2 protein-coding genes and 2 pseudogenes are annotated in these 7092 nt (G+C 59.5%); 2 read left to right on the top strand and 2 right to left on the bottom strand.

Going from position 1 to position 7092, the window contains the following annotated elements; genetic code table 11:
- The first annotated feature begins 1417 nt into the window (after nucleotides 1–1417).
- Nucleotides 1418–2826: pseudogene (locus AC0QUY_RS41950) on the top strand (IS1182 family transposase).
- Between the two features lie 503 nt (nucleotides 2827–3329).
- Nucleotides 3330–4850, top strand: a complete 1521-nt coding sequence (locus tag AC0QUY_RS41945; RefSeq protein WP_475391661.1) for a flavin-containing monooxygenase — start codon at nucleotides 3330–3332, stop codon at nucleotides 4848–4850.
- 136 nt (nucleotides 4851–4986) lie between these two features.
- Here the strand turns inward: AC0QUY_RS41945 and AC0QUY_RS41940 are convergent, their stop codons facing one another.
- Nucleotides 4987–6360, bottom strand: coding sequence for a transposase (locus AC0QUY_RS41940; protein WP_475391659.1), 1374 nt, complete (start codon nucleotides 6358–6360; stop codon nucleotides 4987–4989).
- 205 nt (nucleotides 6361–6565) lie between these two features.
- Nucleotides 6566–7092, bottom strand: a pseudogene (locus tag AC0QUY_RS41935) (hypothetical protein); the annotation flags it as partial.

Below are 7092 nucleotides of genomic sequence, written 5' to 3'. Positions count from 1 at the left end.
ATAGAACAACGCAGCTTGTTCGATTTGCCGATGCCCCATCATGACCTTCAGTCCTGCCAATTAGACAGACTGAATCACTGATATCTCTGCGTCGCAACAGCCGCCTTTTTCAACACAATCGGCCCCTTTGAGACATGGCGACCGACCCTGACGATGTCCGCTTCCAAGGGAGGACCGGAAGTAGACGGCCAACGGTCAAAGTGACGCGATTGACCCACCCCGGACATCCGACCGCTTGCACAACGCGAGCCGCTCTGCAGGCAATAGTTGGCAAAAGTAGCTTCAGGTGCCGCCGGCGATTGAGCCGAGCGCCTGCCACATATCGGCTACCTCCCTCGACACGCCGAGGTTTCGTCAATCCGTCTATGCTCTGAAGCAACGACTCCGTCCGTGTTGCCAGGACCCAAGACCGAGTACCCGCACGCCGACTGTTTTTAGGATGCTGCTACGGGGTTGCTTGCAGACAAGCGCGGCAACGACGGAGCATGCTATGATTACAACTCTTAGTCGGCGGACATCGATTTTCTTGGTCCTATCTCTCCTATCTCCGACACCAACCGTTCTGCGGGCCGCGGTGACGGTCGACGCCGACCAGGATCGAGAGCCATAGGCCTGATGATCATCGCTATCAGATCGTTGACCCGCGCGCTCTCGGCCGCCGCACAATTCGCGAACGCGCATCCACTCATCGTCGCGGCGCTCTTCCTGGCTATCGCACTCGGCTCATCGGCCTCGCGGTGCTCGGTGCCATCTCGCTTGTGAAGATGCTCATCGCGATATGACAGAGCAGAAGCACCGCGAGCGCAATACGTGCATCATCAGGTTGCCGTCGCAGGGCGTCGCGGACCTTCGCCGCGACGCCCGTAGATGCGGCGTGCGCCGACGCGTGGCGGCGGCGATTGAAGGTCGTCAGGGCTAAGCAGACTCCGTCTCGCAGCTATCTGGGCTTATCAAGCCGCTGGGTGCTCTAGTTCCAGCACGCGCAGTCCAGCGGGTGTAATCTCGTATCTGCCATCTGGGCGGCGTACCAGCCACCCAGCTCTGACCATCTCCTGCGCAGTCTGCACGCTACAAACAGGATGACTGCCGCCGGGGTAGTAGAGCCTGTCAGTTCGGTCGATAAGGTATCCGTACAGCCGAGCTTGCCGGAGCGCTCTAATTCTCGGCTTCTCCATACCCTCACATAGTCACCAGCGCCGGGAATTGCGACTCCACGCTCTGCCGATCCGGCCTGATGTCGGCGCCTTTTCCTGGTCGCTCGCGTTGCATCGGGGGCACGCCGCGGCGCCGCCGATAGTGTCCCAATTCCCACAGTGCGAGCGCAAAAGCGTCTCTCGGTCGGATTTCGAACCGACTGGCCGGACCCATTCGTTTGAACTTATTCGCATTTCATTAGTAGCCGTTTTGGCGTCGAAAAATGGATGCTCTAGGTATCGCGCTGATTGTCATTGGCCTCGCTGACGAGAGCAACCCTGTTCGCGTGATCGACGTGTTTGTCGACACGCTCGATTTGGCCGAGATGAGCTTCGAAGGAATGGCGCGGCGGCGACGGGTCGGCCGTCGTACCATCCCTCGGTTCTGCTGAAGCTGTACATCTAGGGCTATCTGAACCGAGTGCAGTCGAGCCGGCGGCTGGAGCGCGAGGCCGGGCGCAATGTCGAGGTCATGTGGCTATTGGGTCGGCTCGCTCCTGATCACAAGACGATCGCGGACTTCCGCAAAGACAATGGCCTGGCGCTACGCAAGGTATGCGCGCGCTTCGTCGAACTCTGCCGTGAGATCGGCCTTCTCACGACGGCGAGCGTCGCTATCGATGGCAGCAAGTTCAAAGCCGTGAACAACCGGGACAGGAACTTCACACGGGCGAAGGTGGAGAGGCGGCGCGCTCAGCTGGAGGAGAGCGTGGCGCGCTATCTGAGCCAACTTGACACGGCCGACCGACAGGAACCGACCGAGGCGTTGGCGGCAAAGGTGGCAAAGCTCAACGAGAAGCTGACAAAGCTGAAGGAGGAAATGGGCAAGCTAGCTGTCTACGAGAAGCAGATGCTTGCTTCGCCCGATCAGCAGATCTCCCTGACCGATCCCGACAGCCGTTCGATGGCGACGAGCGGTCGCGGTTCCGGCGTTGTCGGCTACAACGTGCAGGTCGCCGTCGATACCGAGCATCATCTGATTGTGACGCACGAGGTGACGAACAGCGGCTCAGATCGGGCACAACTTGCCAATATCGCCCAACAGGCCAAGGCTGTTCTAAAGACTGAGACGCTCGAGGCCGTTGCCGACCGCGGTTACTTCAGTAGCCTGGAGATCCTCGCCTGCCACGAGGCCGGCATCACGGTAACTCTGCCCAAGCCGCAGACGTCGGGTGCCAAGTCAGATGGGCGCTTCGGCAAGCAGGACTTCATCTATTTACCGGAGGAGGACGCCTATCGCTGTCCCGCTGGCGAGCGGCTGCTATATCGCTTTACGGGCGAGGAAGATGGTAAGCGGATTAGGCGCTACTGGACCACAGCCTGTCAGAACTGCTCGCTCAAATCCCAGTGCACGACGGGGCCAGAGCGGCGGATTCCGCGATGGGAGCATGAGCATCTGCTCGAAGCTGTGCAGCAGCGCCTTGATGCAAATCCACAAGCCATGCGCCAGCGCCGAGAGACAGTCGAGCATCCGTTCGGCACGATGAAGGCCCGCATGGGGGCGACGCACTTCCTGACCAAAACGCTTCCGAAAGTAGCCGCCGAGATGGCACTCTCGGTTCTGGCCTATAATCTGACACGCGCGATGAATATCATTGGAATCAGGCCACTGATCGCTGCGATCGTGGCCTGAAACACACCCGTTCCGGCCCTCTGGATAGCTTATCTCCGAAACCGTTTTTACACGGCCAAGACCCGGAACAGAAGTCGCAGACCAACACGGTCGGAACATCTGCGCGCTCCGGCAGTCAGATGGACTCATCGAGAACATCGGACTAATCTTTCGGCGTCGACTGTAGTCGAAGGCCCTCGGCATAGGGACTTGGCATGGACTACTTCCTTTGGCTTGGAAGCGCCTTTGGTGCCATCCTGGGGATGCTGCACGGCATCTACCTTTACCGACAGCAGGCAGTGTGCGCTTTGGCCAACGGTACGACAGGCGGCAGAGCCATCGGACTCTATTATGGTCTTTGGGCCTTCGCCCTCTGGACTCTCTTTGGGGCCTGGGTCCTTGCCCTCTGGGTCCTTGGTTCGATCGCCTACCTGGTTGCTCGATTGGTCCCAGGGCGGCGCACGGCGCGATAGACCACGGCCGGCTCGTCAGCGGACACCGAGCCAGGAGTAGGACACCAGCACGTGGACCTGAGGGGCGTACAGCACGTTGGAATCATCGGGGCGGGAGTTGCCGGACTCGCCACCGCGAAGACCCTTCAGGCTGAAGGGCTCGACTGCACCATCTTCGAACGCGCCGAACGGTTGGGCGGGGTCTGGGCGGACGGTTATTCGAACTTTGGTGTCCAGGTCCAAAAGGAGCTCTACCAATTCCCGGACTGGCCGCTGCCCGAGGGCACTCCAAATTTCACGCCGGGTCCCATCTTCCAAAAATACCTGGAGGACTATGCCGATCGATTCCAGATCCGCTCGCACATTCGCCTCGGGGCACAGGTGATGGCGCTGACCCCACGATCCGACGGTACGCCGGGCTGGACCGTCTCCATAGAGGAGAGTGGTGGGCTGCATCACGAAGACTTCGATCTCGTGGTGATTGCAACCGGTCTCTATTCCAATGTTCCCAACTTGCCCGATATCCCCGGTCAGCAGGAATTCGAGGGCGAGGTCCTGCATATCTCGCAGGTGAAGACCCGCGCGCCGCTCGACAGCAAACGCGTAGCCGTGCTCGGCTACGGCAAGAGCGCCACGGATGCAGCTTTGGAAGCGGCGGCAGTGGCCGACGACGTTCACATTGTTCTTCGCGAACCGCACTGGCCGGTGCCGCGCAACCTCGCCGGAATCCTGCCTTTCAAATGGGGCATGCTGAGCCGATTCACCGGTGCACTGGCCCCGCCCTACCTGCGTCCGACACCGGTGGTGCGTTGGCTGCATGGTCTGGGTAAGCCGCTCGTGTGGAGCTTTTGGCGGCTCGTGGAATGCCTTCTCTTTATCCAGTGGGGTCTCGGGACCAGGATCGCGAACGGTAAGAACCTGGTGCCACTAAAGCCCGTGGACGTAGACTGTTTTGGCGAAGCCACCATGTTGCCCCGCCCCGAGCTGTACAGGCTGATCCGCCAGGGCCGTATTGTGGCGCACCGCACCGAGATCGCTGCCTTTACCCGCGATGGCATCGCCCTGCGAGATGGCGACACGCTCAGGGTTAACTGCGTGGTCCTCGGTACCGGCTGGAACAGCGATTACAGTTTTCTTTCCAACGAAGCACGGGAAACCCTCGGTACGGACGCGGACGGCTTCTATCTCTACCGTCACATGCTGCATCCCGACCTGCCGAACCTGATTTTCATCGGTCGCACGTCGACCTTTCTCAACATTCTAACCTATTGCCTGCAAGCGCGCTGGTTGGCTGAGCTGATCGCTGGGCGCTTTGGCCTTCCTGGCCGGGAAGCCATGTTGGCGGAGATCGCGCAACTGAGGGTCTGGAAGCGAGGGTGGATGCCCTTCAGCGCCGCCCGCGGCGCCCGTCTTCAATTGCACATGCTGTATTACCACGATGAGCTTCTCCGCGACTTCGGCGCCAACCCCCTGCGCAAGCGCGGCATCTTTGCACCGCTGAAGGAACTGTTCGCGCCCTATCAGCCGAGCGACTATCAGGCGATCGTGGCGGGTGATTGGGACGATGGTCGCGCAAGCCGACGAAGCGAGTGAATAAAGCTTGCCCACTTCCGCTTCTGGCAGATTTTGTTGCAAAAGTCGGCCACGGCCGATGGATGACCGTCAGCATTCGGCTTAGGACGACCGGCTTTGATCTGCCGGCCGTTACGCGGTTTACGCAACTCCAACGCTACGCGGCACACAGAGCCGTAGTAGGTGGTGGTCGAGCGACCAGCGAAGCGAACCGTCGGAGATTCTGAGCTATTGCGGCCAGAACAAATTCATCCTGAGCACCTTGAGGCCCGCGCAATCGAAGCCGACCAAGCCTCAGGATACGCTTCAAGTGGGCGAACCGCATCTCGATCTTTTTGCGCTCACGCCGTGATTGCTCGAAGGCTTCGGTGTCCGCGAGAGACCGGGCAACGTCTCGGGCGTGTTCATAGATGTCGCGCGGAATCTTGCGAAACGGAACCTTCGGACAGCATAGCGATTTGAGTTCGCAGCCGTCGCAATCATGCTTCCTCGCCAGATAGAGCAGCGTGGTTCCGTCATTCACCAATGTCCCGGTTGTAGTCAGGGTCTTACCCGCAGGGCAGTGATAAACGTCGCTCGTCGGGTCATATCGAAAGTCACCACGCGAGAAGGTGCCATCGTCCCGCTTCGATTTGTCGAACACGGGGATGTGTGGCGCGATGCCCTTCTCCTCGACCAGCCAGTTCAGCATCGGAGCCGCACCGTAAGCCGTATCCCCGACAAGCCGCTCTGGCTTGAGGCCGAAGCGCTCCTCTGTCCGCTCGATCATGGTCTTTGCCGCACCGACTTCGGCCTGCCGAATGGAGCGAGAGGCCTCGACGTCAACGATGACGCCGAACTTCACATCGATGAGATAGTTGTCGGAATAAGCAAAGAATGCTGGCCCCTTGTGAGCCCCGGTCCACTGCGCTGCAGGATCAGATGGCGAGACGAACTTCGGGACAACCTCGCTGGCGGCGCCCCACGCCGTATCGTCAAGGGTCGCCAGATACTCCTTCACAGCGCGGCTTGACCTTGTCGGATCGCGATCCTTGCGCCAATCCTGACCAGCGATCGAGCGCTGCTTGTTGGCATCGGCCGCAATCAGGCTGGCATCGACGGCAAAGCCTTCACCGCCAACCAGACCGGCCACGATGCACGCCTCGACGACCCGCTCGAACACCCGGCGAAAAACATCTCCATCGCGGAAGCGCTCGTTGCGGGCGCGCGAGAACGCCGAATGATCCGGGACAGCATCCTCGATACCGAGCTTGCAGAACCAACGATAGGCTAGGTTCACCTGCACTTCACGGCAGATCAATCGCTCCGAGCGGATCGCAAAGACATAACCTACGACCAGCATCCGGATCATCAGTTCCGGATCGATCGACGGGCGGCCCATCGACGAATAATGGGGTGCAAGTTCGCTGCGGAGCCAGGACAGATCGAGAGCAGTGTCGATCTTCCGCACCAGATGATCTTCGGGGACTGCATCGCCAAGACGAAACTCGTAGAACAGTTGACCTTGGTCACTCTTCAGACGGCCCATCATGGATCGACCTCACCGAGAATCGCGTCAACACAACGGAATCACGCTTCGCGACCTGTCTCAACTGACTTTTGCAACAAAATCTGCCATTAACGGACTCATCCCGCAGGATGTTTTGCTATTACAGATCAATGGGTGCGCAAGATCGGATCGACACAATATCGCTTGATCTCTTGGGAGGGACGATCGCCACCGATTACCTGCATGCTTACTTCGTTTTTTTCTTCATCTGATCTGGCACAAGAGCCTCGGGAAGGAAGATCGGCTTGTCAGATGGCCACCAGGGCATCAACTGAGGATGATAACCGTCCGGGTAGTATTTCTGCGGGGGGATTTCCGCATCTCGAATGGATTGTGACTGTACGTCGCGACGCGTTGTTGGCGGCAGCGGCATGATCAATCCGCCTGATGTCGAGACATCAAACTGGGGCGGCGCCATGTTCGGATACTTTGGCACTACGCCATCCCGCACCCAGATTTTGTCCTTGGTCATGTTCACCACTACCATGTCCGGCGCGCCAAACTGGAATGGCCCCTTCCAATGGTGGCGCACTTCTGCCACGAGTTCGGGCATTACGTATTCGTCATAGGACACGTGAGTTGCCATCGCGAGACGCGGCTTCACTTCATTGTAGAGGTAGCCAGCGGCGTAGGCGGGATTGTGCCAGCCATCAATGGTCGTGCGGGAAGTCAGGGGCATTGTGCCCGACACCGACGAACTGATGGCCACCGTCT

It is taken from the genome of Bradyrhizobium sp. WYCCWR15520, assembly GCF_056174665.1.
The sequence above is the reverse complement of the archived record's forward strand: the minus strand, read 5'-3'. Positions and strand labels throughout refer to the sequence as shown.